This window comes from Burkholderia lata, from assembly GCF_902499335.1.
In the GTDB taxonomy this organism is placed as follows: Bacteria; Pseudomonadota; Gammaproteobacteria; order Burkholderiales; family Burkholderiaceae; genus Burkholderia; species Burkholderia lata_B.
The window spans coordinates 15,583-41,208 of the sequence record NZ_CABVQK010000005.1 but is presented as its reverse complement, the minus strand read 5'-3'; the positions used below and the strand labels follow the sequence as shown (position 1 = coordinate 41,208).

Below are 25,626 nucleotides of genomic sequence, written 5' to 3'. Positions count from 1 at the left end.
TGATCGGAAACCTGGCCGGGAGGCGCGCAAGCGTCTCCCGATTCAAGGCGGCTCAAAAAGATGGGCGGCGTCCGGATGCCGGACGCCGCCCATGTCTTTTTCCCATATCCGGCTACCTGTCGGAACGGCCGGCCTGCCTGGTGTGAGGCAGGCCGTCGAAGTCGCGGATCGTGCCGCGTCGCGCCTGATTATTTCCGCGTGCCGGCGACGATCGCCTCGGCTGCGCGGATCACCGGGAGATCGACCATGCGGCCGTCCAGCCTGAATGCCGCGCCGCCGTGCTTTGCGGCTTCGTCGATCACGCGGCGCGCCCACGCCTGCTCGTCTTGCGAATAGCCCATCGCTTCGTTCACGCCGGCGACCTGGGCCGGGTGGATGCACAGCTTGCCGCTGAAACCGAATGCGCGAGCGCGCCGGGCATCGGCCGCGAGGCGCTCGGCGTCGTCGGTGCGCGTGGTCACGCCGTCGATCGGCGCGGGCAACTGCGCGCGGCGCGATGCGGCGACGAGCGCATTGCGCGCAAAGGCCAGCTCCGGCTCGTCGGGCGTCGCGCGCATGCCGAGATCGAGCTGGAAATCCAGATGCCCGAACGCGACGCGCACGACCTGCGGGTCGCGCGCCAGCGCGTCGGCCGCATCGAGCCCGGCCAGCGATTCGATCAGCGCCACGAGTTGCGCGTGCTCGCCGAGCTGCTCCGCGACGCGGCGCAGCGCGCCCGCGTCTTCGGACTTCGGCAGCATCACGACCACGCCTTGCGTGGCCCAGTCGCGCAGCAGCGCGATGTCCGCGTCGTGCCATGGCGTGCCGACCGCGTTCACGCGCACGACGGTGCGCGATCGCTGCTCAGGCGTCAGCAGCGGCAGGTGCTGCGCGAGTTGCGCGCGTGCGTCGTCCTTGCTGTCGGGGCCGACGGCATCCTCGAGGTCGACGATGATGCAGTCGGCGCCCGAGTCGAGCGCCTTCACAAAGCGCTCGGGGCGGGTGGCCGGCACGAACAGGAGACTGCGCGCGTGACGGACGGGGGAGACGGGCTTGGACATGGTTCAGATCACGCCGGCGGCGCGCAGTTGTTCGATATCGGCGTCGGTGCGCCCGAGTTCGTGCAGGATGGCCGCGCTGTGCTCGCCCAGCGCGGGCACCGCATCCATGCGCACGTCGAAGCTGTCGATCGTGGCGGGCGGCAGCAGCGCCTGCAGTTCGCCCGCCGGCGAGTCGATGGTGCGAAAGCGCTCGCGCGCGTGCAGTTGCGGATGCGTCCACAGATCGCCGACCTGGTTGACGGCGGCGTTCGCGATCTGCGCTTCGTCGAGGCGCGCGATCACGTCCTGCGCGGTGAGCGCGGAAAACACCTGCTCGATCACGGCCTTCAGTTCCGCGCGGTGTTCCGAGCGACGCACGTTGGCGTCGAAGCGCGGGTCGGTCGCGAGCGCCGGGTCGCGCAGCACGACATCGCAGAACGCTTTCCATTCGCGCTCGTTCTGCAGGCCCAGCATTACGACGCGTCCGTCGCCGGCCGTGAACGGGCCGTACGGGTAGATGGTCGCGTGCGCGGCGCCGTTGCGGCCCGGCTGCTGCTGGCCGTCGTACGCGTAGTACATCGGGAAGCCCATCCACTCGGCCAGCGCTTCGAGCATCGAAATTTCCACGTGCGAGCCGATACCCGTGACGCCGCGCTGCAGGAGTGCGCTGAGGATGCCCGTGTACGCATACATGCCCGCAGCGATGTCGGCGATCGAGTTGCCGGCCTTGCACGGCTCGTCGGCCGTGCCCGTGATCGACAGGAACGCCGCCTCGCTCTGGATCAGCAGATCGTAGGCTTTCTTGTCGCGATAGGGGCCGTCGCCGCCATAGCCCGAGATGTCGCAGACGATCAGCCGCGGGTACTTCGCGTGTAGCGCGTCGAACGACAGGCCCATGCGCGCGGCCGCGCCGGGCGCGAGGTTCTGCACCAGCACGTCGGCCTGGGCCACGAGTTCGCCCAGCACGTCCTGCGCGGCCGGTTGCTTCAGGTCCAGCGTGAGGCTTTCCTTCGACCGGTTGGTCCACACGAAATGCGATGCGAGACCGTGGGTGCGGTGATCGTACGCCCGCGCGAAATCGCCCACGCCGGGGCGTTCCACCTTGATGACGCGGGCGCCGAGGTCGGCGAGCTGGCGCGTGCAGAACGGCGCGGCGATCGCGTGTTCGAGCGTGACGACGGTCATCCCGCTCAGGGGGCCTTTTCGAGCTTGCATGATCGGATCGTTATTCCAGTTCGGCGCTGGCCTGCATGGCCAGCTGCCCTTGCGGGCCGCGCGCCCACAGGCGGGCGGCATGTCCTTCGAGCTTTCCGTTCACCGTGAACGGCGCGGTGTCGAACAGCGGGCTGACGGCCTTGAACTCGAAGCTGCGTACGGTCTTGCCGGGGTGCGTGCGGCGCAGTTCCTCCAGCAGCAGCAGCGCGATCAGCGGGCCGTGCACCACGAGGCCCGGATAGCCTTCTTCCTGCATCGCGTAGGGCCGGTCGTAGTGGATCCGGTGGCCGTTGAAGGTGAGGGCGGAAAAGCGCATCAGCAGCACCGGATCGGGCGTGACGACGCGCGAATACTGCTCGTCGGTCGGCGCCGGTGCCGGCTGCGGTGCCGGCGCGACGGCCGCGGCGGGAGGCGGCGCGTCGCGATACACGATGTCCTGTTCCTCGCGGATCGCCACGCCCTCGGCGTCGCTCGTTTCGTGCAGCACGGTGACGAACACCAGCTGGCCGCTGCGGCCGGATTTGCTCTGCACGCTCAGGATCGTGGAACGGCGCTGCACGGGCGCATCGACGGCCAGCGGACGCAGGAACTGCAGCCGTCCGCCCGCCCACATGCGGCGCGGCAGCGTGACCGGCGGCAGGAAGCCGCCGCGCTGCGGATGACCGTCGACGCCGATGTTCGACTGACGCTCGCCCGGCAGGAAGTACAGCCAGTGCCACAGCGGCGGCAGCGTCGCGGGTAGTTCGGATGGGTTCGCGTAGTCCAGTGTCGCCTGCAGCAGACGGACGGGGGGCCGGGTAATCCGGTCCGCGCTGTCAACGCTCCGGCCGACCCACGCGTCGAAGGATTCGGAAGGCTCGACACTCATGGTGTTTCGTGCTCGATGATTGAAGCATCCGGCAGGCAGCCGGCGCCTGCATGTCAGGCAGCCGGCTGCCATTGCCGTCAGAGTGCGTTGACCAGCTCGGGCACGGCCGCGAACAGGTCGGCTTCGAGGCTGTAGTCCGCCACGCTGAAGATCGGCGCTTCGGGATCCTTGTTGATCGCGACGATCACCTTCGAATCCTTCATGCCGGCCAGATGCTGGATCGCACCCGAGATACCGACCGCGATATACAGCTGGGGCGCGACGATCTTGCCGGTCTGGCCGACCTGGTAGTCGTTCGGCACGTAGCCGGCGTCGACTGCGGCGCGCGACGCGCCCAGTGCGGCGTTCAGCTTGTCGGCCAGCGGCTCCAGCACCAACGCGAAGTTCTCGCCGCTGCCGAGGCCACGGCCGCCCGACACGATGATGTTCGCGCTGGTGAGTTCCGGACGGTCAAGCTTCGTCACTTCACGGCTCACGAACTGCGACTTGCCGGCATCGGCCGCCGCTGCGATCTTCTCGACCGCCGCGCTGCCGCCTTCCGCTGCCACCGCATCGAACCCGGTCGCACGCACCGTGATCACCTTGATCGGGTCGCCCGATTGCACCGTCGCGATCGCGTTGCCCGCGTAGATCGGGCGTTCGAACGTGTCGGTCGACACCACCGCCGTGATCTCGGAGATCTGCGCGACGTCCAGCTTCGCGGCGATGCGCGGCGCGACGTTCTTGCCGTAGGCGGTGGCCGGTACGAGGACGTGTGAGTAATCCTTCGCAATGTTCAGCGCGGTCGCTTCGACGTTTTCCGCGAGGCCCGCTTCGAGCTGCGGCGCATCGGCCAGCAACACCTTGCCGACACCTGCGATCTTCGCTGCCGCATCGGCTGCGCCTTGCGCATTGTGGCCCGCGACCAGCACGTGAATGTCGCCGCCAATCTTCGCTGCCGCCGCCACCGTATTCAGCGTCGCGGCCTTGATCGACGCGTTGTCGTGTTCTGCAATCACCAGAATCGTCATTTTTTCCGCTCCCTCTTACAGTACCTTGGCTTCGGTCTTCAGCTTCTCGACCAGCGTCTGCACGTCCGGCACCTTCACGCCGGCCGCGCGCTTCGGCGGCTCGACCACCTTCAGCGTCTTCAGGCGCGGCGTAACGTCCACGCCGAGGTCTTCCGGCTTCACCGTTTCCAGCGGCTTCTTCTTCGCCTTCATGATGTTCGGCAGCGTCACGTAGCGCGGCTCGTTCAGGCGCAGGTCGGTCGTGACGACTGCGGGCAGTTGAAGCGACAGCGTTTCCGCGCCGCCGTCGACTTCACGTGCGACCGTTGCACGGCCGTCGGCGATCGTGACCTTCGACGCGAACGTCGCTTGCGGCAGGCCGGCCAGCGCGGCCAGCATCTGGCCCGTCTGGTTCGAATCGTCGTCGATGGCCTGCTTGCCGGCGATCACCAGCTGCGGCTGCTCCTTGTCGACCAGCGCCTTCAGGATCTTCGCGACGGCGAGCGGCTCGACGCCGTCGGTCGACTCGACGAGGATCGCGCGATCCGCGCCGATCGCCAGCGCCGTGCGCAGCGTTTCCTGTGCCTGCGCGACACCGACCGACACCGCGATCACTTCGGTCGCGGCGCCGGCTTCCTTCAGGCGCACGGCTTCTTCAACCGCGATTTCGTCGAACGGGTTCATCGACATCTTCACGTTCGAGAGATCGACGCCGGTGCCGTCGCCCTTGACGCGAACCTTGACGTTGTAGTCCACCACGCGCTTGACGGGTACGAGAATCTTCATGGGGAGGAATCCTTCCGAAATCAGTAGGAACGGGGGAGCTGCAGCACGTGCTCGGCCACATGCCCCAGGATCATGTTGGTGGAGATCGGCGCGACCTGGTACAGGCGCGTTTCGCGGAACTTGCGCTCCACGTCGTATTCGCATGCGAAGCCGAAGCCGCCGTGCGTCTGCAGGCACGCATTGGCCGCTTCCCAGCTTGCCTTCGCGGCCAGGTACTTGGCCATGTTGGCCTCGACCCCCGCGTTCTGGCGCGCATCGATCTTCTCGCAGGCGCGCCAGCGCATCAGGTTCGCGGCCTCCAGCTCGATGAACGATTCGGCCAGCGGAAACTGGATGCCCTGGTTCTGCCCGATCGGGCGGCCGAACACCTTGCGCTCGCTCGCGTAGTCGCGCGCTTTCTCGAGGAACCAGTAGCCGTCGCCGATGCACTCGGCCGCGATCAGCGTGCGCTCGGCGTTCAGGCCGTCGAAGATCACCTTGAGCCCCTTGCCTTCGGTGCCGAGCAGCGCGTCTTCCGGCAGCTCCAGGTTGTCGAAGAACAGCTCGTTGGTCTCGTGGTTGACCATGTTGAGGATCGGACGCACCGTGAGGCCGTTGCCGATCGCCTTGTCCAGCTCGACGATGAAGCACGATAGCCCGTCGCTCTTCTTCTGCACCTGGTCGAGCGGCGTGGTGCGCGCGAGCAGGATCAGCAGGTCGCTGTGCTGGACCCGCGAGATCCACACCTTCTGGCCGTTGATGACCCAGCGGCCGTCCTTCTTCACGGCCGTGGTCTTGAGCTTGGTGGTGTCGCTGCCGGTGGTCGGCTCGGTCACGCCCATCGACTGCACGCGCAGTTCGCCGGCCGCGATGCGCGGCAGGTAGCGCTGCTTCTGCGCTTCGGTGCCGCTGAACACGATGGTGTTCATCACGTACATCTGGCCGTGGCACGCGCCCGAATTGCCGCCGGAGCGGTTGATCTCTTCCATGATGACCGACGCCTCGGCCATCGACAGGCCCGGGCCGCCGTATTCCTGCGGAATCAGCGCGGCCAGCCAGCCGGCCTGCGTGAGGGCCGTGACGAACGCTTCGGGGTAGCCGCGCGCCTCGTCGATCTTGCGGTGATATTCGGCCGGATACTGATTGCACAGGCCGCGTACCGCGTCGCGGATTTCCTGGTACTGGTCGGGGGCGGAGAAAACGGAGGCGCTCATGAATCGTGTCTCGTCATTGGCATGGGTTGAGTCCATAATAAGTTTTGATGGATTTCTTAAACAATAGAATTTTCTGATCGCCAAATCAGTTTTTGGCATCGAGGTACCCGCGATGGATCTCAAGCAACTGCGCGCGTTCGTCACCGTGGCCGAAACGGGCAACGTCACTCGCGCGTCGAGCCTGTTGAATCTCGTGCAGCCGGCCGTGTCACGCCAGCTGCGCCTGCTCGAGGAGGACATGGGGACGGAACTGTTCGACCGCAGCCGCCATGGCATGCAGCTCACGCCGTCGGGCAAGACGATGCTCGAATACGCGCGCCGCATCCTCAACGAGGTGGCGCGGGCCAAGGCTGAGATCCAGCCGACCGAGGGGCCGGTGGCGGGCATCGTGAGCATCGGGCTGCTGGCCAGCACGTCGGATCTGCTGGCCACGCGGCTGGCGGGCGAGGTGGCGCGGCGCTACCCGCATATCCGCCTGCGGCTCACGATCGGCTATGCGGGCCACCTGCAGGACTGGCTCGAAGCGGGGGATGTCGATGCGGCGCTGCTGTACGGGCAGAAGGAGACGCCCGCGCTGCACGTGAAGGCGCTGATCGACGAGAGTCTGTGGGCCGTCGCGGCGCCGTCGGCCGGGCTGTCGCGCAAGCGGCCGTTGTCGCTCGAGCGGGTCGCGCGCGAGCCGTTCATCCTGCCTTCCGCGCCGCAGGGCCTGCGGGCCGCGATCGAGCATGCGGCGGCCGAGGCGGGCGTGACGCTGCAGGTCTTCGCCGAAACCAATGCGCTGAGCGTGCAGAAGGAACTGGTCGCACAAGGCCACGGCTGGACGATCCTGCCGGCCGTCGGCGTGACGCAGGAGGTCGAGCGCGGCATCCTGACCGCGGCGCCGCTCGCGTCGCCGGGCGTCAGGCGCACGATCGTGCTCGCGGCGCCGAGCAGCCGGCAGGCCACGGCGCCGGTGCGCTGCGTGGTCGCCGTGCTGCTCGACTGCGTGAAGGCGACGTTCGACCAGGGCGACTGGCCCGATGCGCGTTGGCTGGGCTAGGGTGTGACCATCCCGTGGGTGCGCACACGCGCCAGGGCGATCGCAGCCTGCCCCGGCGAGCGTGCGCGGCCGGGACAGGCCAACGCCGGCAGGCCCCGGCCTGCATCGGCCGGGGCCGCGCGGCGCTTACTTCAACGGCATGCAGATGCGCGTCTGCAACTGCGCGGGCGGCGTGCTGCGCGGGTCGTTCAGGTACTGCTCGAACATCGGGAAGTCGGCCGGCACCATGCCGCTCGCGGGCAGCCATTCGGAGAACATCCAGTTATACGGCCGGTCCATTTCGTTGTACGGCCCCGTGTAGGTCAGGATCGCGCAGCGGCCGGCGGGGATCTCGAAGCGTTGCAGCTCGTCGCCCACCTCGGCGTCGGGCGCGACGGACATGCCGGCCATCGAGCGCAGCCGGTCGGCCGGCACCTGCTCGGGATCGTCGAAATACACGCCGAAGCCGATCGCCTCGGGGCGCGCCAGCCCGCGGGCGGCGGCCAGCATGAACGCCCGGGTGAAGACCGGGCCGATTTCCTGATAGCTGCCGTGGTGCGGCAATGCGGCCAGTACGGCGCCGGGGAAGGTTTCGATGGTAACGGGATACATGCCGAGCTCCTGTGGATTGAACGGAACGGAGCGGGCCGCGCGGTAGCGCCCCGGCGATATGCCGAAGGTCGCGCCGAACGCGCGGTTGAAGGCAGCGTCCGACGTATAGCCGGCTTGCTGCGCAACATCGCGCAATGGCAGCCCGGTCCCGCCCAACGCGACCGCCGCACGGTGCATGCGAATGCGCTGCACGGTGGCGTTCACCGTCTCACCGAGCATCGCGCGGTAGACGCGATGAAAGTGATACGGCGACAAGCACGCGAGGTCGGCCAGCAGATACAGATCCGGGTCGGCGTCGGGGTGGCTTGCCAGCCAGCGCAGGACGGGGTCCATGCGCCGGGCGTATTGGGTCAGGGTTCGGGTTTTCAATTGCGGGCTCCTGGGGGAGCAATGTAGGGTCGGCGGGTTTGCAGATTTTGCGGTTTTTTCGGGGAAGGGGAAACCGCGCCGGCACCGTTTCGCGCGTTACAGCCGCGCCAGCAATTCCCGCCGCATGAGCTTGCCGTTACCGTTGAACGGTAGCGCGTCGATGGGGATGATGCGCGCCGGGTGCTTGTAGGCGGCGAGCCGTTCGCGCAAGTACCGGCGCAACGCGGCTTCGTCGAGCGGATGCGCGGGATCGAGCTCGACGAACGCGATGACGGCCTCGTTGCCGTCCGCTTCCTTCTGGCCGACCACGGCCGAGTTCCGGATGCCGGGGAACCCGTTGAGCGCCTGTTCCACTTCGCCCGGATACACGTTGAATCCCGAGCGGATGATCATGTCCTTGAGCCGCCCGACGATGAACAGCGCGCCGTCGTCGTGCAGCTCGCCCAGGTCGCCCGACGCGTACCAGCCGCCGTCGCGCATCACGTCGGCCGTGGCGGCCGGGTCGCGGAAATAGCCGGGCATCAGGCCCGTGCCGCGCAGCCAGATTTCGCCGCGCTCGCCGGCCGGCAGCGTGCGGCCGCTGGCCGGATCGACGATGCGCAGTTCGGCGCCCGGAAACGCGTAGCCCGCGCTGGTGTCCTGGCGCGTTTCGCCCAGGCGCGTCGCGTGCAGCGAGCCGGCGTATTCCGACAGCCCGTAGCCGTGATGCAGGGTCTGGCCGAACTTTGCCTCGACCTTCTGCTTGAGCGCGCTGTCGAGCGGCCCGGCGCCGGCGTACAGGTAGCGCAGGTGCGGAGCGTCGGGGTGCGCGATGTGGTGTTCCTCGGTGTGCTGAAGCAGGCGGGCAAACAGCATCGGCGGGCCTTGCACCTGGCTCACGCGTCGGTGCGCGAGCGCGTCGAACAGCTCCGCCGGCTCGAACCGCGAGCGCATCTCCAGCGCGGCGCCCGCATGCAGCGACGCGAGCAGCACCGTGCCCAGCCCGAAGATGTGCGTCATCGGCGCATACGCGTAGACCTTGTCGCCGGGCCCCAGCGCGCGCGATTGCGCGGAGACCTGTGCGAAATGCAGCACGCCGCGGTGCGTCATCATCACGCCCTTGGGCGCGCCCGTCGTGCCGGACGTGAAGATGATCGCCGCGACGTCGCTCGCCAGCGGTTCGGGTTCGACCTGCGCGGCGGCGCGCACGGCGCTGCGCGCGAGGCCGCCCACGCAGGACGGGCAGGCATCGTGCCGCGCGGCATGCGCGCTGGCGGCAGGCGAAACCGCCGACGTGAAATACAGCACACGTGCGTCGGCCTTCGCGGCGAACGCATCGATCTCGCCCGGCGCCATGCGCGCATTGACACCGCACGACCACGCGCCGACACGGCTGCATGCGATCAGCAGCGCCGCGTGCTCGGGGCAGTTCTCGGCCACCACCAGCACGCGGTCGCCTGCGCGCACGCCGTCGGCGCGCAACTCGCACGCGAGCGCATCGGCCAGCGCGCCGACGTCCGCATAGCTCAGCGTGCGGTCGGCGAGATGGATGAACGGCCGCTCGGGGGCGTCGGTCAGCCAGCGATCCAGCAGTTCGTGAATGCGTTCGGCCACGCTCGATTCTCCTTGCGTCGTTCGCGATCGTTCACAGCGTGCCACGCTCACGCGAAGCGCGCGAGATCGTCCACGCCGGCGCGTGAGGTGCGGAACCGGTTGACCGGGTGCTCGTCTTGCGCGTAACCGAACGAGATCGCGCAGATCATGTGCTGCGTATCGGGAATGCCGAAATAGTCGCGGACGAAATGCGCATGGCGGGCCAGCGCGCCCTGCGGCGTGGTGGCGACGCCGTGCGCATAGGCCGCGAGCAGGAACGACGACACGAAGCCGCCCGCATCGACGAGTGCATACGGGCCCAGCTCCGCCGGCACCGTGACGATCGCCACGTGCGGCGCGTCGAACATGCGGAAGTTGCGGAACGCCTGCTCGGCGCTGCGCTCGCTGTCCTTCGGGCCGATTCCGAGCGACGAATAGAGCGCGATGCCGGCGCCGCGCCGGCGCTCGCCGTAGATGCCCTGGTAGCTCGGCGGGAACGGCAGGTCCGATTCGTTCTCCGGATGATCCTTGACCCGCTGCATCAATGCTTCGCGAAAGCGTTCGGTGCTCTCCGTGGTTTCGGTGATCACGAGTTGCCACGGTTGCACGTTGCACCACGATGCCGAGCGGCTGGCCATCGCGACGATGCTGCGGATCAGGTCGAGGTCCAGCGCTTCGTGCCGGTATGCGCGACAGGTGGAGCGGCCGCTCGTCAGGCGGTCCAGCGCCGCGAGCTCGGGGGTAGGGGTTGTCATGTCAGTCAGGTCTCAGATGAAGGTGCCTCGCGCACGACAGGCTTCGATCCGCGCGTCGGGCAGCCAGCCCTGCAGCGCGGCGATCGCGTTGTCGGTCGTCGGTGCCGCGGGCGCTTCGGGCCGTGCGGCCGGCGTGCGCGAAAAGCGCGGGCCGGGCGCCGGGTGCGTCACGCCGTCCAGGTCGACGAACGTGCCGCGCGCATGGATATGCGGATGGCTCGGCGCTTCGTCGAAGTCGAGCACGGGCGCTACGCACACGTCGAGATGGCCGAGCCGTTGCGCCCATTCGTCGCGCGTGCGCTCCCTGAATTTCTCGGCGAGCACTTGCTTCCCCTGCGGCCACTGTGCGCGATCCATTTGCGCCTGCAGCAGCGGGTGGTCCTGCAGGTCGAGCTGTTCGAGCAGCAGCCGATAAAACTTGCCCTCGATGGGGCCGACGCTCACGTACTTGCCGTCGGCGCAGGCGTAGACCTCGTAGAACGGCGCGCCGGTGTCGAGCAGGTTGGTGCCGCGTGCCTTGTCGAGCATGCCGGCCGCATGCAGGCCCATCGTCACCGTCATGATCGACGCGACGCCGTCCACCATCGCGGCGTCCACTACCTGGCCCTTACCGGAGCCACGCGCTTCGAGGATGCCCGCGAGCAGCCCGAACGCGAGGTACAGCGAGCCGCCCGCGTAGTCGCCGAGCACGTTGAGCGGCGGCGTCGGCGCCTGTCCGGCGCGGCCCATCGCATGCAGCGCGCCGGTGATCGAGATGTAGTTCAGGTCGTGCCCGGCCACCTGCGACAGCGGGCCGTCCTGCCCCCAGCCCGTCACGCGGCCGTAGACGAGGCGCGGGTTGCGCGCGAGACAGGGCTCGGGCCCGAGGCCGAGGCGCTCCATCACGCCGGGGCGAAACCCTTCGATCAGCGCGTCGGCTTCGGCGATCAGGTCGAGCACCATCTCGACGGCGGCCGGATCCTTCAGGTCAACGCGAATCGACTTGCGGTTGCGCAGCCCGAGATCGAACTGCACCGGGCGCGGCGCGCCGAGGCCGGACGGCTCCTTGCGATCGACACGGATGACGGTCGCGCCGAGGTCGGCGAGGAACATCGCGGCCAGCGGCCCGGGGCCGATGCCCGCGATCTCGACGATCTTGATGCCCGCGAGCGGGCCGCAACGGGAGGGGGCGGCGGACATGATCAGATCACTCCCGCGTCGCGCAGTTGCTGCAGGCGATCCTCCGGCAGCTTGAGCAGCCCCTGGTAGATCTCGTCGTTGGCGGCCCCGAGTGCCTGCGCGGGCTGGTCGAACTGCACGGGCGTCCCCGACAGCTTGATCGGCAGGCCCATGCCCATCGCATCGACGCCGGCAAGGCCCGGGTGCTCGAGCCGCACCACGGCGCCGCGTGCCTGCAGCACCGGATCCTTGAGTACGTCGAGCGGCGAGCGCACCGGGGCGGCCGGCACGCCGCGCTTGACCTGCAGTTCTGCGATCACTTCTTCCGTGCTGTGCCCGCGTGTCCATTCCTCGATGATCGCGTTGATCTCGGTCGCGTGCTTCATGCGCGGGCCGCGCGTTGCATAACGCGGATCGGTGGCGATCTCGGGCCGGCCCACGGCTTCCATCAGGTTCTGGAACCAGTCCGGCTGGAAAGCCACCATCGCCACGTAGCCGTCGCGCGTGCCGTACACGCCGAACGGCACCAGGCGATCCTGGAAATTGCCCGAGCGCTTCGCGTAACCGTGCTCGAGGAACACGTCGAAATGCTCCTCTGCCACCAGCGATGCGAGGCAATCGAGCATCGATACCTGCACGCACTGGCCGACGCCCGTCCGGCCTCGATGAATCAATGCCGCGAGGATGCCGTTGACCGCATACAGCGGCGCGATCAGGTCGGCGATCGGCAGGCCCGAGCGCGTCGGCGGTCCGTCGGCGAAGCCGGTCACGTCCATGATCCCCGACAGCGCCTGGACGATGATGTCCATGCCTTTCAGGTTCTTGTACGGGCTCGGTTCGCCGAACGCCTTGATCGACGCATAGACGATCTTCGGATTGACGTGGCGCACGCTCTCGTAGTCCACGCCCAGGCGTGCCGTGACGCCTTCGCTCGCGTTTTCGATGACGACGTCGGATTCCTTGACCAGCTCCATGAACAGCGCGCGGCCCTGTTCGGATTTCAGGTCGAGCGTGATGCTCTTCTTGTTGCGTGCGCGGTTGAGGATGGTCAGCGACACTTCGTCGTCGCCCTTCACGCCGAAGTGGACGCCGTCCTTGCCGACGTAAGGGGGATTGTTGCGCGCAATATCGCCGCCGCCGGGTGACTCGACACGAATGACTTCGGCGCCCATCCCACCCAGCAACAGCGATCCGTACGGGCCGGCCAACGCCACGGTCAAATCGAGGACGCGAATGCCGTCCAGAGGTCTTGCAACTGACATGCTTGTCTCCTGAATCTTGTGTGCGGCCGGCGCCTGGCCTGCATGGCCGGCACCGGCCGCGGTCCGGCGATGCCCGGTGCGGGAACCGTCGGCGGAAAGCCGTGCTTAGTAGGACTTCGGCAATCCGAGCTTGCGTTCAGCGATATTCGACAGAATGAGTTGCGGGGTGACAGGGGCAATGTAGCCGATCCACGCTTCCCGCATGAACCGTTCGACGTGATACTCCTTCGCGTAGCCGAAGCCGCCGTGCGTGAGGATCGCGGTCTGGCATGCATTCATGCACGCCTCGGACGCGAGCAGCTTCGCGGCGTTCGCCTCGGAGCCGCATGACTGCCCGCGGTCGTACAGGTCGGCGGCCGCAAAGATCATATGGTTCGCCGCTTCCAGCTCGGCCCAGTTGCGGGCCAGCGGATGCTGGACGCCCTGGTTCTGGCCGATCGGGCGGCCGAACACCACGCGTTCCTTCGCGTACTGCGTCGCGAGGTTGAGCACCGCGCGGCCGATGCCGACCTGCTCGACCGCCACCAGCACACGTTCGGCGTTCATCCCGTGGAAGATGTAGCTCAGGCCCTTGCCTTCCTCGCCGATCAGCTCGTCCTTCGACACCGGCAGGTCGTCGATGAAGAGTTCGTTCGTATCGACTGCGGCGCGACCGAGCTTGTCGATCTCGCGGATGTCGACATACCTGCGGTCGAGCTTCGTGTAGAACAGGCTCAGCCCTTCGCTGTGTTTTTTCACCTGCTCGATCGGCGTGGTGCGCGCGAGGATCAGCATGTGATCAGCCACTTGAGCGGTCGAGATGAAGACCTTCTTGCCCGAGATCAGGTAGTTGCCGTCGGGCTGCTTCTTCGCGACGACCTTCAGCTTCGTGGTGTCGAGGCCGGTGTCCGGCTCGGTCACGGCGAAGCACGCCTTGTGCTCGCCGCGGGTGAACGGCGGCAGCCACGCTTTCTTCTGCGCGTCCGAGCCGAAGTGCACGACCGGCTGCAGGCCGAAGATGTTCATGTGGATGGTGGACGCCGCGGCCTGGCCGCCGCATTCGGCGACCGTGCGCATGAAGAGCGCGGCCTCCGTCACGCCGAGATTCGCGCCGCCGACGTCTTCCGGCATGCAGATGCCGAGCCAGCCGCCGCTCGCGACCGCGTCGAAGAACTCATGCGGGAACTCGTGGTGCTTGTCTTTCTTGCGCCAGTATTCGAGCGGAAAATCCGCACAGATTTTTTGCGCGGCGTCGACGATCGCCTGCTGGTCGGCTGTGAGCTGGTAGTTCATGATCGATTCTCCTGCAGCGGTGCCGTCACGCGTTGCCGGCCGGGCGCAACATCATCAGGCCCGTGCGCACGGCCGTGCACACGATCTCGTCGCGCTGGTTCTTCGCCACATGCTTGAACGTGACGATGCCCGAATCGTTGCGGCTCTTCGACAGCCGCGTGTCGACGATTTCGGTTTCCACGCGAATCGTGTCGCCGTGAAAAGTAGGCTTGGGGAACGCGATTTCGCCGAAGCCGAGATTGCCCAGCGTCGTGCCGAGCGTGGTTTCGTACACGGTGATGCCGGCCACCAGCGCGAGCAGGAACATGCTGTTCACGAGACGCTGGCCATACATCGTGTTCTTGCTGTATTCGGCATCGATGTGCAGCGGCGCGCAGTTGTAGGTCATCGCCGAGAACAGCACGTTGTCCGTTTCGGTCACGGTGCGGCGGATCGCATGCTCGATCACCATGCCGGGCTTGAATTCTTCGAAGTAAAGGCCTGCCATTTGTCTGTCTCCTGGGGTGTTCGGGTAAGCGATCAGCGGTTGAACGACTGCGCGAGTTCGATGATTTCGCGCGCCGTCTTCGCGTGGGCGATGTCGATGTGCTCGCCGTCATAGATGCACGATGCGCGCCCTTCGGCCTGGGCCTTGTCCAGCGCGTCGATCATGCCCTGGTAGAACGCCACTTCCTCTTCGGTCGGGCTGTAGGTGCGGTTGACGATCTCGACGTTCGACGGATGCAGCACGAGTTCGCCGCTCATGCCGAGCTGGCGGTCGTTCGCCGACGACACCTTGAGCCCGTCGAGGTCATGCACCTGCTGCCAGACGCCGCCGATCGGCAGCTTGCCGGCCGCGCGCGCGGCCATCACGATGCGCGATTTCAGGTACTGGGTTTCGCGGCCTTCGAGCGACCACACGGTCTTCAGTGCGCGGGCTACGTCGGCGTTCTTCGCGGTGGCGCCGACGATCGCCGGCACGCGCTCGTGCTGTGCGATCTCGTACGCGAGCTCCAGCGAGCGCGCGGTTTCCAGCAGCGGAATCACCTTCGTGTGACCGACCGGGACGCCCGCGCGGTACTCGGCTTCGGCCAGCATCGACGCTACCGTGTGGATGTCTTCCGGGCCGCAGGGCTTCGAAATCACGATGCCTTCGACCACCGGGTTCACGATCGCGAGGATGTCGTCGAAGTCGTACAGGTGCGCGCTGCGGTTGATGCGCACCCAGATGCGCTGCTTCTGCTCGGCCAGCCACGCGAGCTTCGAGCGGACGATTTCGCGCGCCTCGACTTTCTGTGCGGGCGGCACGCTGTCCTCGAGATCGAGGATCAGCGCATCGGCTTTCGATTGAATGGACTTTTCGATCCAGGTCGGCTTGTTGCCTGGAACGAAGAGGAAGGAACGGATCGGTTTCATCTGCGTCGTCATGATGGTTTCGGCCTGTTGAAGGGGTCGCCTGATTCATCGTTAGGCATCAACCTAACAACTGGTAGTTAGTTTGGCGCTCAAATCGCGAGACCGTCATTGGGGTTTATACGGGGGGCTGTGCGAGCGGAAGACAGGGCGTGGCGTGAGACGGGGGCAGGACGCGTGCTGCGTGCGCTGTCCGCAACGTGCGGATTGAAGGTGGTCAAGCACGTTGCTGCCGCGAACGCATGTCGAAGTAGAGTCTGTCGCGACGCCGATTCGCCAGCATGACGGTGCAAACGCATACGGCCGACTCATCCCGGGAAAGGCGAGCCGGCCGTCGTTCACGTTGCACGGTGCGTACCGCGCCGTGCGCAGTCGTGGGTTACAGCTTGCTGTTGAAGAACGGCGCAAGCACGGAAACCGCTTCGTCGACGTACTGCGGCACGTCGTACAGCGACATGTGGTTCGCGCCTTCGACCACATGGAGGTGCTTGTCGGCGCTGGCCGCGCGGGCGAGCAGGTCGTCGCTCATCCATTTGCTGCCCGCGACGCTGCCGGCCACGATCTGCAGCGGCTGCGTGAGGAACGCTTCGGCCTTGTTGTATGCGTCGTACGTGATGATCTGGTTGAGGCTGCGGGCGGTCATGAAGCCGGGCGCGTTCGGATGCTCGCAGCGCGGCGTATGGTAGTACTCCCATGCTTCTTCCAGTTCCTTGTTCGGCGAGTCTTCCTTGCGCATCGGCGCGAGCGGCAGCGTCGCGAGTTGCGCGCCGGATGCATCGCTGGTGCGTGCCTGCGAACCGGCCGCGACGTACGGAATCGCTTCGGCATCCTTCACGGTGTTTTCCCAGCCGTTGCGAAACATCGAGCCGATGTTCACCGCGCTGACCGCGCCGAGCGCCTTGATGCGCCGGTCGTTGATGGCCGCGTTGGCCGCATAGCCGCCGCCCGCGCAGATACCCATCGCGCCGATCCGTTCGACATCGACAGACGGCAGCGTGGTCAGGTAGTCGACCACGGCGCTGACGTCTTCGGTACGGATATACGGATTTTCGAGCTGGCGCGGCTCGCCGGTGCTTTCGCCCTGGTACGACGCGTCGAACGCGATCGCGACGAGGCCGTGCTCGGCCAGCTTCTTCGCGTACAGGCCGGCCGTTTGCTCCTTCACGCCGCCGCCCGGGTGAGCGACGACCACGGCCGGGTAACGCTTGCCTTGATCGAAACCTTCCGGGAAGTGGATGACTGCGGCAATCGTGACGCCCTGGCCGTTCAGGTTCTTGAAGCTGACTTTCTGCATGATCGATGACTCCGGTGGTAGGTGGCCCAAGTGAAGCGGTACGAAACCATCATAGGCAGGAAATTGATCCGGATATATCACCTAAAGGCAACTTCAGTGTTAAGCCATGCTTTACAGATCGATGCGACGTGCGAGCGCGCCGGCAGCGCGGCATGACGCGTTGATTGTTAAGGCCGGCATACAACTGTTGTCAGTTTTGTGCGCTTGAGTAATGCAAATCGGGCCCTACGATAGGAGGGTTCGCGAAGGAACCGGTGCGCGGCGGCGTCCCGCCGCCCGCCGGAAGCGACCGCGATGCAATGGCGGCCCCGAGCCGCGCCTTTCATGTACGTGCCGTCCCGCGAACGCGATGCGTTCCGTTGCGATGGCCCCCGAGGAATCCCCATGACCCAGCAATTTGCTTCCCTGTTTCAGCCGTTCACGTTCCCGAACGGCATCACGCTGCGCAACCGCGTGCTGATGGCGCCGATGACCACGTGGTCGTCCAATCCGGACGGCACGGTGTCCGATCAGGAACTCGCGTACTACCGTCGTCGCGTGAACGGTGTCGGCGCGGTACTGACCGGATGCACGCACGTGACGGAAAACGGCATCGGCTTTACCGACGAATTTGCCGCGCATGACGATCGCTACATGCCGAGCCTGCGCGCACTGGCGCAGGCCGCGAAAAGCGGCGGAGCGCCGGCGATCCTGCAGATCTTCCATGCCGGGAGCAAGGCGGTGCCGGCGCTCGTGCCGGACGGCGTGCTCGTCAGCGCGAGCGCGATGAAGGCGCCGCCGGGGCCGTTCAACAATGGCGAACTCGAAAGCCGCGCGCTGACGCACGACGAGGTCGGCGAGATGATTCGCGCGTTCGGCGAAACCACGCGCCGCGCGATCGAAGCGGGCTTCGATGGCATCGAGCTGCACGGCGCACACGGCTTCCTGATCCAGAATTTCTTCTCGCCGCTGTTCAACCGGCGCACCGATGCATGGGGCGGCTCGCTCGAGAACCGGATGCGCTTTCCGCTCGCGCTGGTCGCCGAAGTCCGGCGCGTGATCGCGCAGCATGCGGATCGTCCGTTCCTGCTCGGCTACCGGATCTCGCCGGAAGAGCCCGATGCGGGCGGGCTGCGCGTCGACGATGCGCTGACGCTGATCGACCGGCTGATCGTCGCGGGCATCGATTACATCCATGTGTCGCTAACCGACCTGCTCGACGCGAAGCCGCTCGACTCGACCGACGAGTGCCGCACGATCGAGCGTGTGGTGGAGGCCGTGCAGCAGCGCGTGCCGGTGATCGCCGCCGGCCAGATCCGCACGCCCGCTCAGGCGGAAGCTGCGCTCGCGCTCGGCCTGTCGGTGGTGGCGGTCGGGAAAGGGCTCGTGATGAATCCCGCGTGGGTCGAGCAGGCAATGCGTGGGGACGCCGCGGCGATTCGTACGCAGCTGAATCCGGTTGATGTGCCGCAGCTTGTCATTCCCGACAAGCTCTGGGGTGTCATCGATGCGATGAAGGGTTGGTTCCCGGTGCATCGCGACGAACCGGCGGCCGCTTGAGCGCGACCCTGCCGCCGCCGGTCGATTTAGGCGGCGGCAGGCAGGCTGGCTGGCGCCATCCCGCACTGCCGACAGTCGATGGTGTACACAGGTTGGCGCGCTCGTGTCGAAAGGAAATAAATGACTGAAAATTTGAACGGCCGTGTCGCAGCGTCCCCCGAAGAAATTGCTCACGTCGACCGGTTGATGTCCAATTTGTTCGGCGGGCTTGTCAAGGTTCACCTTCCGCGCGGCAGCAACATCGTCGGACTCGTCAGTATTCTTGACCGGGCGAAGGTCGGCTCCGGGATTCTGGCGACCGTCACATTGACGACCATCGAACATGAAACGGTGATCCTCAATCTCCTTGCCATCGAAAGCGTGGAGAGTGCGTTCGTCGAGTACCGCAGTGCATTCGGCGCAGCGGGTTTGCTCGATCTGGGCGGAACCGATACCGCTCATTGACCGGCAACTCGGATCGTCCTGTTTCACCCTTCAATGACAAACGCTCCGCCCGGCAGGCGCCGGACGCTGACTCGGGCGCAACTGCTGCCACCCGCCGAAATGCGCCGGATTCAGCTTGAACATCACGTTTCACGTGTTCGGATGAAATCGATCACGCCCTGTTAGCGAGTGGGATTCCGTTGATCGAGATGGGCGCTCAATGTCGCCTGAGCGCGTACCCGCGCCTGGGTGTTGGTTCTGGCATCCAGAAGCATGATCGCGGTGGTGACCACGAAAATCACCAGACTGAAAGTCACGACGATACCGGCCAGCCACGGTGCGGGTAGATCGGAGAAGTTGGCCGTCGAGTAGCTGCCTTGTTCGAAACTGGCCGCTGCCATGCCGCAATAATGCATCCCGCACACGGCAACGCCCATGACGATTGCCGAACCGATCTGGCGCGTTCTGCCGAATGTGCTCGGACGGCGCAGATCGAAGGCAAGCAATAAGGCGGCGCCACTTGCCAGGATCGCGATGACGACGGACAGCGCAACCAGCCAGGGCTGGTATCGAATGCCGGAGCAGATATTCATGGCCTGCATGCCAAGATAGTGCATGCCGGCGACGCCCAGTCCCATGACGATCGCGCTGGCAATGAGTTGCGGCCAGTGCAGGGCGAAGCGGGAGAGCGGTATGAAGCCGACCGCCGAAGCGGCAATCGCGATGAGCAAGGAGGCGATTGTGGTGGGAATATCGTATCCAACAGCGACAGGCAGGTGAAATGCCAGCATGGCGACGAAATGCATCGACCAGATGCCGAGCCCCATGATGCACCCGCCGAAAACGATCCAAGGCCAGATCGAACGATTCCCGATGAGGTTCAGTCGATCGGAGATATTGAGTGCCGTGAACGATGCGAGGATCGAAAGCAAGCAGGAAAGTACGACAAGCGTAGGGTCGTAGGTGCCGGACATGATCGTTTTTCTCGGTTATATGTTTTTGGTCGTCTTGACGGCGCCATTCCTTTGCGAGAGCGCCGCCCCCTCGTGTGTCTCGCAAATATACCGAAACCCGGGATCGAATCAAGGGTGCCGCTGCCGGCTTAGGGTGGTGCGTCGATACGACGAACGCCCCCGTATCGTGCGGTGTTTCCGGTCGCGGGCAGACCGGGCCGGATGTGCGGTGCGCGCATGAGGGCGCGTCGAAGTAGTCCGGCCGGCCGACGTCCGCGCCAACTGGATCACGACGCCGTCGATCTGCGATAATGGCGCCCGCCTTGGCGGACGCAGCGTACGATCGCGTTGCCGCCCACCGTGTATTCGTATCAGGAGAGTCCCTTGCGCGACATCATCGACGGCTTCCTGCGCTTTCAGCGCGAGGTCTATCCGCAACGTATCGAGCTGTTCAAGCAGCTCGCGACCACCCAGAATCCCAAGGCGCTGTTCGTGACGTGCTCGGACAGCCGCGTGGTGCCGGAACTGCTGACGCAGCGCGAGCCGGGCGAACTGTTCGTGATTCGCAACGCGGGCAACATCGTCCCGTCGTACGGACCGGAACCGGGGGGCGTGTCGGCCACGGTCGAGTATGCGGTCGCCGTGCTCGGTGTGCGGGATATCGTCATTTGCGGGCACTCGGATTGCGGCGCGATGGGCGCGATCTCACGGTGTACGTGCCTGGACCATATGCCGGCTGTGGCGAACTGGTTGCGCCATTCCGATGCCGCGAAAGCCATCAATGCCGCGCATCAGTTCGACTCCCCGCGGGCCAAGCTCGACGGCCTGGTGCGCGAGAACGTGATCGCGCAGCTCGCCAACCTGCGCACGCATCCGTCGGTCGCCCTCGCGCTCGAGCAAGGACGAATGAATCTGCACGGTTGGGTCTATGACATCGAGATGGGGCGCATCGACGCGCTCGACGGGGCGACGCGCCAGTTCGTCCCGTTGAGCGAGTCGCCTGCCACGGTGGCGGTCAAGTCGTACTGAGCGCCGGGATGTTGTTCCGGCAGGTCGACGCAAGCCGCAAAGTGGGCGCGCGTCCCGACAGGGCGGCGGAGCGCGCATCGCAACCGCCGCGCCCCCGCCGGATCATGTCGCTCCAGCGGGTTCGCAGCGCGTTGCGGCGCGCCCGGACCTTGATCGACGCGATCGACGCGATCGCGGCGGATCAGAACCGGTGTCGAATGGCGACGCGCAGCGCCGTCTGGTGATTGGACGTCGACGGCGTCAACTGGTTGATGGACGCGACCGCGATACGGCCGGTTGAATCCCGCCCGCTGGCGCGCTGATACGTGCCGACGAAGTACACGTCGGTACGCTTCGACAGGAAGTAGTCGGCCCCGAACGATGCCTGGTTGTAGTGCGCGCCGCTCTGGCCATCGGCACCGCTGTTCTTCGTGTAGACATACGCGGCGCCGACGAGGAAGGCCGGCGTGACCTGATACTTCACGTTCAGCTCGGCGTTGTTGAATTTCGCCGTGCCGGCGATGCCGCCTGCCGGTACCGGGCCCGTCGTCGTATCGCCGAGGCCGCGAAACTGCGTGTTCGAATAGGTCGCGCCCACGGTGAACGCACCGATCGTGTACGCGGCGCCCGTGCCGATGACCTGCAGCGTATGCGCCGATGCATAGCCCGAAATCACCGGCGATGCGCCGAAGTTCGAGCCGGGCACTTCATTGACGGTCGCGGCGACGGTGCCGCCGGAACCATAGAACGACGTATTCGGATTCCGGACATTGAGGTAGCCCGCGGCCAGCGCGAGCGGGCCGTTCGTGTAGCTGGCACCGGCCGACCAGATCTGGTTGCGGCCGGTGCGCCCCGGCACGCCGCCCAACGAGTAGAGGGCAGTCGCGGTCAGGCCGTGAAAGACGGGGCTGGTGTACTTGATCGCGTTGTTGACGCGGTTGGTGTTGTTGAAGTTGTCGTTGTCGGACGGATGGGCGGCCAGGTAGCCGCCCCATTGATCGCCTGCCTCGAACAGGCCGAGCGAATCGACGACGGAGTCGTACTGGCGCCCGAGCGTCATCGTGCCGTAAGGGCTGGACAGGCCGACATAGACTTGCCGCCCGAACCCGAGCCCGCCCTGGCCGAGCTTGCCGGTATTGACGTCGAAGCCGTTTTCCATCACGGCGACCACACCATAGCCCGCACCGAGGTCTTCCTTGACGCGCAACCCCCAGCGGCTGCCGTTCAGCACGCCGCTCGCCATCGCGTACTGGTGGTTGCCCGATGCGTTGCTGACGTAGTTGACCCCTTCGTCAAGAATGCCGTAGAGCTGCACGGTGCTTTGCGCATGCGCTGTCCCACTGACGAACCCGGCTGCTGCGCAAAGCGCAATCGTCTTTCTCATTGAACGTCTCCAAAGTTTCTTCTCGATTCATGTTTTCTGACGCCGCGATTTGTCGTCTGACATTTGATCAGTACAGCAGATCAATGGAATCGGATCGAAGGCCAGGTGAAACGCACATCCTGCTCAATTCAACCGAACCCGGAACGTCATGCCATCGCAGCGTTGGTTGATTAGATTCGGGGCGAATGTCGCCGGTCAACCGCTTGGGCCGAGAGATTCCGTGCATTGAAAACGACGGCGTCGCGGGTGCGGAAATCAGCGTGGAGACCCTTAAGGGTAAAGCCGCATGAGGGCAGGGCGAGCGGAGACGTTCGCGGCGCAGAGGCTGGCTGAGACATGCGCATCGGCGCATTCGCGGTCGGCCCTGTCATGATTATTTATGGGCCTGTCGCGCTTGAAGCATTGCTGATTCGTGTTCCGTACAGCAGGCAGATCGCGGCCGATTACTGGATGCGCTTGCGCTTCCGGGCAGCGCCCACGTGTGCGATGTCGTCGGCTTCGACATTGGCCTTCGCGATGCGCATCGCCTGATCGAATTGCGTACCGGTCGCAACATGACGATGATCCACGCTGATCAGCCAGCCGCGACCGCTGTGGCACCAGCGGATCCGCCGATCATCCAGCAGTTCGGCAAACCATCGCCACAGCGCCGCGTCTTCCGCGTTGGCGCTGTCGCGTGCCGCCGCGCGTGCGACCCGCATGTTCGGTGCGCAGCTTTCCGCACGCCGCTTCTGCACGGTGTCCGTCCTGCGGTCGGCCGCGCCGGCCGTGACGTTCGCGTCTGCGACACGTTCGATCGCGAGCGATACCTTCATTCTGCGTCTCCTTTCCATTCGACCACTCACCGCCAGCCACGCAAAAAAACCGCGGCACTCGGCGAGAACCCACAGTGTCGGTTCGACCGTCGTGACGTCAAGACCGCGTGCCCGACGATTCCGTACTTTGAAAAGCGCGCGAAGCCAGTGGAACGCGTCGCGCGTGCCGGATCGCGATGGGCCGACGAGCACACGGCATGCGGCCGTTCCGACGTACGGAACAACGCCCGTGCGCGCATTGACGCGTTCAGCGGCGGCGCACACGATGGGTATCGACACCGATCGGGTTTCGCGATGTCGTCGGCTGCGTTCAGGGAGGTCCCCGGACGCCGGCCGGCCGATGCGTCCGGAACGATCGCCACGCCGCCCGGCGAGCCCAACATGGAAAGGGAAGCATCATGTCCGAAAGCAGTCAGCACGCGTCCGACTACGCGTCGTATTCAAGCCTCGCGTTCGACCGCCCCGCGAAAGGCGTCTTGCGCATCACGCTCAACCGGCCGGAGCGGCTCAATGCGCTCGATGCGCGCGGCCATGACGAACTGGCGCGCGTATGGCGGGAAGTCGACGAGGATCCGAGCGTCTCCGCCGTGATCCTGTGCGGCGCGGGCAAGGCGTTTTCCGCCGGCGGCGACTTCGACATGGTCGAGGAAATGATCGATTCGTTCGATGCACGCGTGCGCGTGTGGCGCGAATCGAAGGATCTCGTCTACAACATCATCAATTGCTCGAAGCCGATCGTGTCGGCGATCCACGGCTCGGCCGTCGGCGCCGGCCTGGTGGCGGCGCTGCTCGCGGACATTTCGGTGGCCGGCCGGACCGCGCGCCTGGTCGACGGCCACACGCGGCTCGGCGTCGCCGCCGGCGACCATGCGGCGATCATCTGGCCGCTGCTGTGCGGGATGGCGAAGGCGAAGTATCACCTGATGCTGTGCGAGCCGGTGAACGGCGAGAAGGCCGAGCAGATCGGCCTCGTCTCCGTCGCGGTGGACGACGCGGACGTGCAGGAAACCGCACTGTCGATCGCCGTGCGGCTCGCGAACGGCGCGCCGTCGGCGACGCGCTGGACCAAGTACGCGCTCAACAACTGGCTGCGCCAGGCCGGGCCGACGTTCGACGCGTCGCTCGCACTGGAGATGTTCGGCTTCGGCGGGGCCGAGGTGCGCGAAGGCGTGAAATCGTTCCGTGAGAAGCGCGCACCCGAGTTTCCCGTGGATACGCCGGTGTCGCCGGCTCGATCTGCATGAGCGACATCGCACAGGAGCTTCCGGGCCGCGCGTGCGCTGCCGGCGCGGCTGGCGGCAGCGTCGATCTTGCCGCGTTCATTCGCCCCGGCGATACCGTGATGTGGGGCCAGTCGCACGCCGAGCCGGTAACGCTGATGCGCGCACTCGTCGCGCAGCGCGAGCACCTGAAGCGGATCCGCATCTTCCTCGGGATCGGTCTCGCCGACGTGCTTGCGCCCGAGCATGCCGATGCGTTCGACTTCCTCGCCTACTGCGGCAGCGGATCGAATCGCGCGCTCGCACGCGCCGGGGTGCTCGACATTCTTCCGGCGCACTATTCGCAACTGCCGGAGCTGATCCGCGACGGCCGGCTGCGGATCGACGTCGTGATGCTGCAGGTGTCGCCGCCGGACGAACAGGGCCGCTACAGCCTCGGGCTGGCGCGTGAATACCTGGTCGAAGCGGTGAAGCACGCGCGTGCGATCGTTGCCGAAGTGCATCCGGACGTGCCGTGGACCTACGGCAGTCCGACGCTCGGCGCGGCCGACATCGACCTGCTGGTTGAATCGGATGCGTCGTTTCCCGAGGCCGCGGCTACTGCGCCGGGGCCGGTCGAGCTGGCGATCGGGCGGCACGTCGCGTCGCTCGTCGAGGATGGCGCGACGTTGCAGACGGGCATCGGTTCGATTCCGGACGCGGTGATGGCGGCACTGCACGACAAGCGCGATCTCGGCGTGCATACCGGCAGCATCGGGGACGGCATCGCGGCGTTGTGCGAAGCCGGCGTCGTGACGAATGCACGCAAGACGATCGATGCGGGGGTCACAGTTGGCGGCGTGATCATCGGCTCCGAACGCGTGCGGCGCTTTGCGCACCGCAACCCCGCGCTCGAGCTGCGCGGCACCGAGTACACGCACAACCCGTACGTGCTGCGCCGGATCGACCGCTTCGTCGCGATCAATTCGGCGGTGGAGGTCGACCTGACCGGGCAGATCAACGCCGAGGCGATCGGCGGCACGTATGTCGGTGCGGTCGGCGGCGTGGGGGATTTCCTGCGTGCGGCGCAGGCCAGCCGGGGCGGTGTGCCTGTCGTCGCGTTGCCGTCGACTGCCGGCCGGCACAGTCGTATCGTCCCGCGCGTGTCGGGGCCCGTCACGATACCGCGAAGCGATGCGTGCGTGATCGTCACCGAGTACGGGATCGCCGATCTGCGCGGCTTGTCGCTTGCGCAGCGCATTCCGAGGATGATCGCCGTTGCGCATCCGGATCATCGCGAGCAGCTGGAACGGGAGTTTAAAGGAGGCGGGTGAGCGGGCAACGCACGTCCGCTACGCAATCGTGCGGGAGCGGACTGCGAATGCCGGCGCGGATATGCGGGAATCCCTGTAGCAACTCGCCGCACGCTTGCATGCCGATGCACGCCATGCCCGACAAGCGCGCCGTTGAGGCGCGCCAGCATCTACTCTCCGGTTCCGCCGAAGGGGCATGAGTCGACGTCGATGGC

General features: G+C 66.2%; 24 protein-coding genes. 6 read left to right on the top strand and 18 right to left on the bottom strand.

Annotation, left to right across the window (positions count from 1 at the left end):
* Window positions 1–188: 188 nt before the first annotated feature.
* From BCO18175_RS13540 to BCO18175_RS13515, 6 genes are all read right to left on the bottom strand, one after another.
* Window positions 189–1,040 (bottom strand): HpcH/HpaI aldolase/citrate lyase family protein, encoded by an 852-nt coding sequence (locus BCO18175_RS13540; protein WP_174981513.1) that lies wholly within the window; start codon window positions 1,038–1,040, stop codon window positions 189–191.
* Between the two features lie 3 nt (window positions 1,041–1,043).
* Entirely contained in the window at window positions 1,044–2,234 is a 1,191-nt protein-coding gene (locus tag BCO18175_RS13535) for a CaiB/BaiF CoA transferase family protein (protein ID WP_174981510.1), read from the bottom strand.
* 10 nt (window positions 2,235–2,244) lie between these two features.
* Window positions 2,245–3,102 carry an FAS1-like dehydratase domain-containing protein gene (locus BCO18175_RS13530; RefSeq protein ID WP_174981507.1) on the bottom strand — a complete coding sequence of 286 codons (858 nt, stop codon included), beginning with the start codon at window positions 3,100–3,102 and terminating at the stop codon, window positions 2,245–2,247.
* 77 nt (window positions 3,103–3,179) lie between these two features.
* Window positions 3,180–4,112, bottom strand: coding sequence for an electron transfer flavoprotein subunit alpha/FixB family protein (locus tag BCO18175_RS13525; RefSeq protein WP_174981504.1), 933 nt, complete (start codon window positions 4,110–4,112; stop codon window positions 3,180–3,182).
* Window positions 4,113–4,127: 15 nt separating this feature from the next.
* A complete protein-coding gene (locus tag BCO18175_RS13520; RefSeq protein WP_174981501.1) occupies window positions 4,128–4,877 on the bottom strand; it encodes an electron transfer flavoprotein subunit beta/FixA family protein in 750 nt (249 codons plus the stop codon).
* 20 nt (window positions 4,878–4,897) lie between these two features.
* On the bottom strand, window positions 4,898–6,070 hold the full coding sequence (locus BCO18175_RS13515) for an acyl-CoA dehydrogenase family protein (protein ID WP_011349984.1): 1,173 nt from the start codon (window positions 6,068–6,070) through the stop codon (window positions 4,898–4,900).
* A gap of 112 nt (window positions 6,071–6,182) precedes the next feature.
* Between BCO18175_RS13515 and BCO18175_RS13510 the strand changes: the two genes are divergently transcribed.
* Entirely contained in the window at window positions 6,183–7,112 is a 930-nt protein-coding gene (locus BCO18175_RS13510) for a LysR family transcriptional regulator (RefSeq protein WP_174933248.1), read from the top strand.
* 126 nt (window positions 7,113–7,238) lie between these two features.
* On the opposite strand, the gene BCO18175_RS13505 is transcribed toward BCO18175_RS13510, so the two are convergent.
* From BCO18175_RS13505 to BCO18175_RS13465, 9 genes are all read right to left on the bottom strand, one after another.
* Window positions 7,239–8,072, bottom strand: coding sequence for an AraC family transcriptional regulator (locus BCO18175_RS13505; protein WP_174981498.1), 834 nt, complete (start codon window positions 8,070–8,072; stop codon window positions 7,239–7,241).
* A 96-nt stretch (window positions 8,073–8,168) separates the two neighbouring features.
* The gene (locus tag BCO18175_RS13500; RefSeq protein WP_174981495.1) at window positions 8,169–9,665 is read right to left on the bottom strand and encodes a class I adenylate-forming enzyme family protein; all 1,497 of its coding nucleotides are present in this window, start codon (window positions 9,663–9,665) and stop codon (window positions 8,169–8,171) included.
* A 47-nt stretch (window positions 9,666–9,712) separates the two neighbouring features.
* Window positions 9,713–10,399, bottom strand: coding sequence for a nitroreductase family protein (locus BCO18175_RS13495; protein ID WP_174981493.1), 687 nt, complete (start codon window positions 10,397–10,399; stop codon window positions 9,713–9,715).
* A 12-nt stretch (window positions 10,400–10,411) separates the two neighbouring features.
* A complete protein-coding gene (locus BCO18175_RS13490) occupies window positions 10,412–11,578 on the bottom strand; it encodes a CaiB/BaiF CoA transferase family protein (RefSeq protein WP_174981490.1) in 1,167 nt (388 codons plus the stop codon).
* A 2-nt stretch (window positions 11,579–11,580) separates the two neighbouring features.
* On the bottom strand, window positions 11,581–12,819 hold the full coding sequence (locus BCO18175_RS13485) for a CaiB/BaiF CoA transferase family protein (protein WP_174981488.1): 1,239 nt from the start codon (window positions 12,817–12,819) through the stop codon (window positions 11,581–11,583).
* A gap of 105 nt (window positions 12,820–12,924) precedes the next feature.
* Window positions 12,925–14,091 carry an acyl-CoA dehydrogenase family protein gene (locus BCO18175_RS13480; protein WP_174967014.1) on the bottom strand — a complete coding sequence of 389 codons (1,167 nt, stop codon included), beginning with the start codon at window positions 14,089–14,091 and terminating at the stop codon, window positions 12,925–12,927.
* Between the two features lie 25 nt (window positions 14,092–14,116).
* On the bottom strand, window positions 14,117–14,578 hold the full coding sequence (locus BCO18175_RS13475; protein WP_174933234.1) for a MaoC family dehydratase: 462 nt from the start codon (window positions 14,576–14,578) through the stop codon (window positions 14,117–14,119).
* Window positions 14,579–14,610: 32 nt separating this feature from the next.
* A complete protein-coding gene (locus tag BCO18175_RS13470) occupies window positions 14,611–15,498 on the bottom strand; it encodes an HpcH/HpaI aldolase/citrate lyase family protein (protein WP_174981486.1) in 888 nt (295 codons plus the stop codon).
* Window positions 15,499–15,862: 364 nt separating this feature from the next.
* A complete protein-coding gene (locus tag BCO18175_RS13465) occupies window positions 15,863–16,777 on the bottom strand; it encodes an alpha/beta hydrolase (RefSeq protein WP_174981484.1) in 915 nt (304 codons plus the stop codon).
* Between the two features lie 384 nt (window positions 16,778–17,161).
* Between BCO18175_RS13465 and BCO18175_RS13460 the strand changes: the two genes are divergently transcribed.
* Window positions 17,162–18,316, top strand: coding sequence for an NADH-dependent flavin oxidoreductase (locus tag BCO18175_RS13460; protein WP_174981482.1), 1,155 nt, complete (start codon window positions 17,162–17,164; stop codon window positions 18,314–18,316).
* Between the two features lie 120 nt (window positions 18,317–18,436).
* Window positions 18,437–18,760, top strand: coding sequence for a hypothetical protein (locus tag BCO18175_RS13455; RefSeq protein WP_174981480.1), 324 nt, complete (start codon window positions 18,437–18,439; stop codon window positions 18,758–18,760).
* A gap of 161 nt (window positions 18,761–18,921) precedes the next feature.
* Here the strand turns inward: BCO18175_RS13455 and BCO18175_RS13450 are convergent, their stop codons facing one another.
* A complete protein-coding gene (locus tag BCO18175_RS13450; protein ID WP_174981479.1) occupies window positions 18,922–19,713 on the bottom strand; it encodes an MHYT domain-containing protein in 792 nt (263 codons plus the stop codon).
* Between the two features lie 363 nt (window positions 19,714–20,076).
* Between BCO18175_RS13450 and BCO18175_RS13445 the strand changes: the two genes are divergently transcribed.
* Window positions 20,077–20,721 carry a carbonic anhydrase gene (locus BCO18175_RS13445; RefSeq protein ID WP_174967008.1) on the top strand — a complete coding sequence of 215 codons (645 nt, stop codon included), beginning with the start codon at window positions 20,077–20,079 and terminating at the stop codon, window positions 20,719–20,721.
* Window positions 20,722–20,902: 181 nt separating this feature from the next.
* Here the strand turns inward: BCO18175_RS13445 and BCO18175_RS13440 are convergent, their stop codons facing one another.
* Window positions 20,903–22,084, bottom strand: a complete 1,182-nt coding sequence (locus tag BCO18175_RS13440; RefSeq protein ID WP_174981477.1) for a porin — start codon at window positions 22,082–22,084, stop codon at window positions 20,903–20,905.
* Window positions 22,085–22,527: 443 nt separating this feature from the next.
* Window positions 22,528–23,178 carry a hypothetical protein gene (locus tag BCO18175_RS40560; protein WP_254608061.1) on the bottom strand — a complete coding sequence of 217 codons (651 nt, stop codon included), beginning with the start codon at window positions 23,176–23,178 and terminating at the stop codon, window positions 22,528–22,530.
* 119 nt (window positions 23,179–23,297) lie between these two features.
* Between BCO18175_RS40560 and BCO18175_RS13430 the strand changes: the two genes are divergently transcribed.
* Window positions 23,298–24,143 (top strand): enoyl-CoA hydratase/isomerase family protein, encoded by an 846-nt coding sequence (locus BCO18175_RS13430; RefSeq protein ID WP_174949441.1) that lies wholly within the window; start codon window positions 23,298–23,300, stop codon window positions 24,141–24,143.
* A complete protein-coding gene (locus tag BCO18175_RS13425; RefSeq protein ID WP_174981475.1) occupies window positions 24,140–25,432 on the top strand; it encodes an acetyl-CoA hydrolase/transferase family protein in 1,293 nt (430 codons plus the stop codon). The genes BCO18175_RS13430 and BCO18175_RS13425 overlap by 4 nt, the downstream gene beginning before the upstream one ends.
* Window positions 25,433–25,626 lie beyond the last annotated feature (194 nt).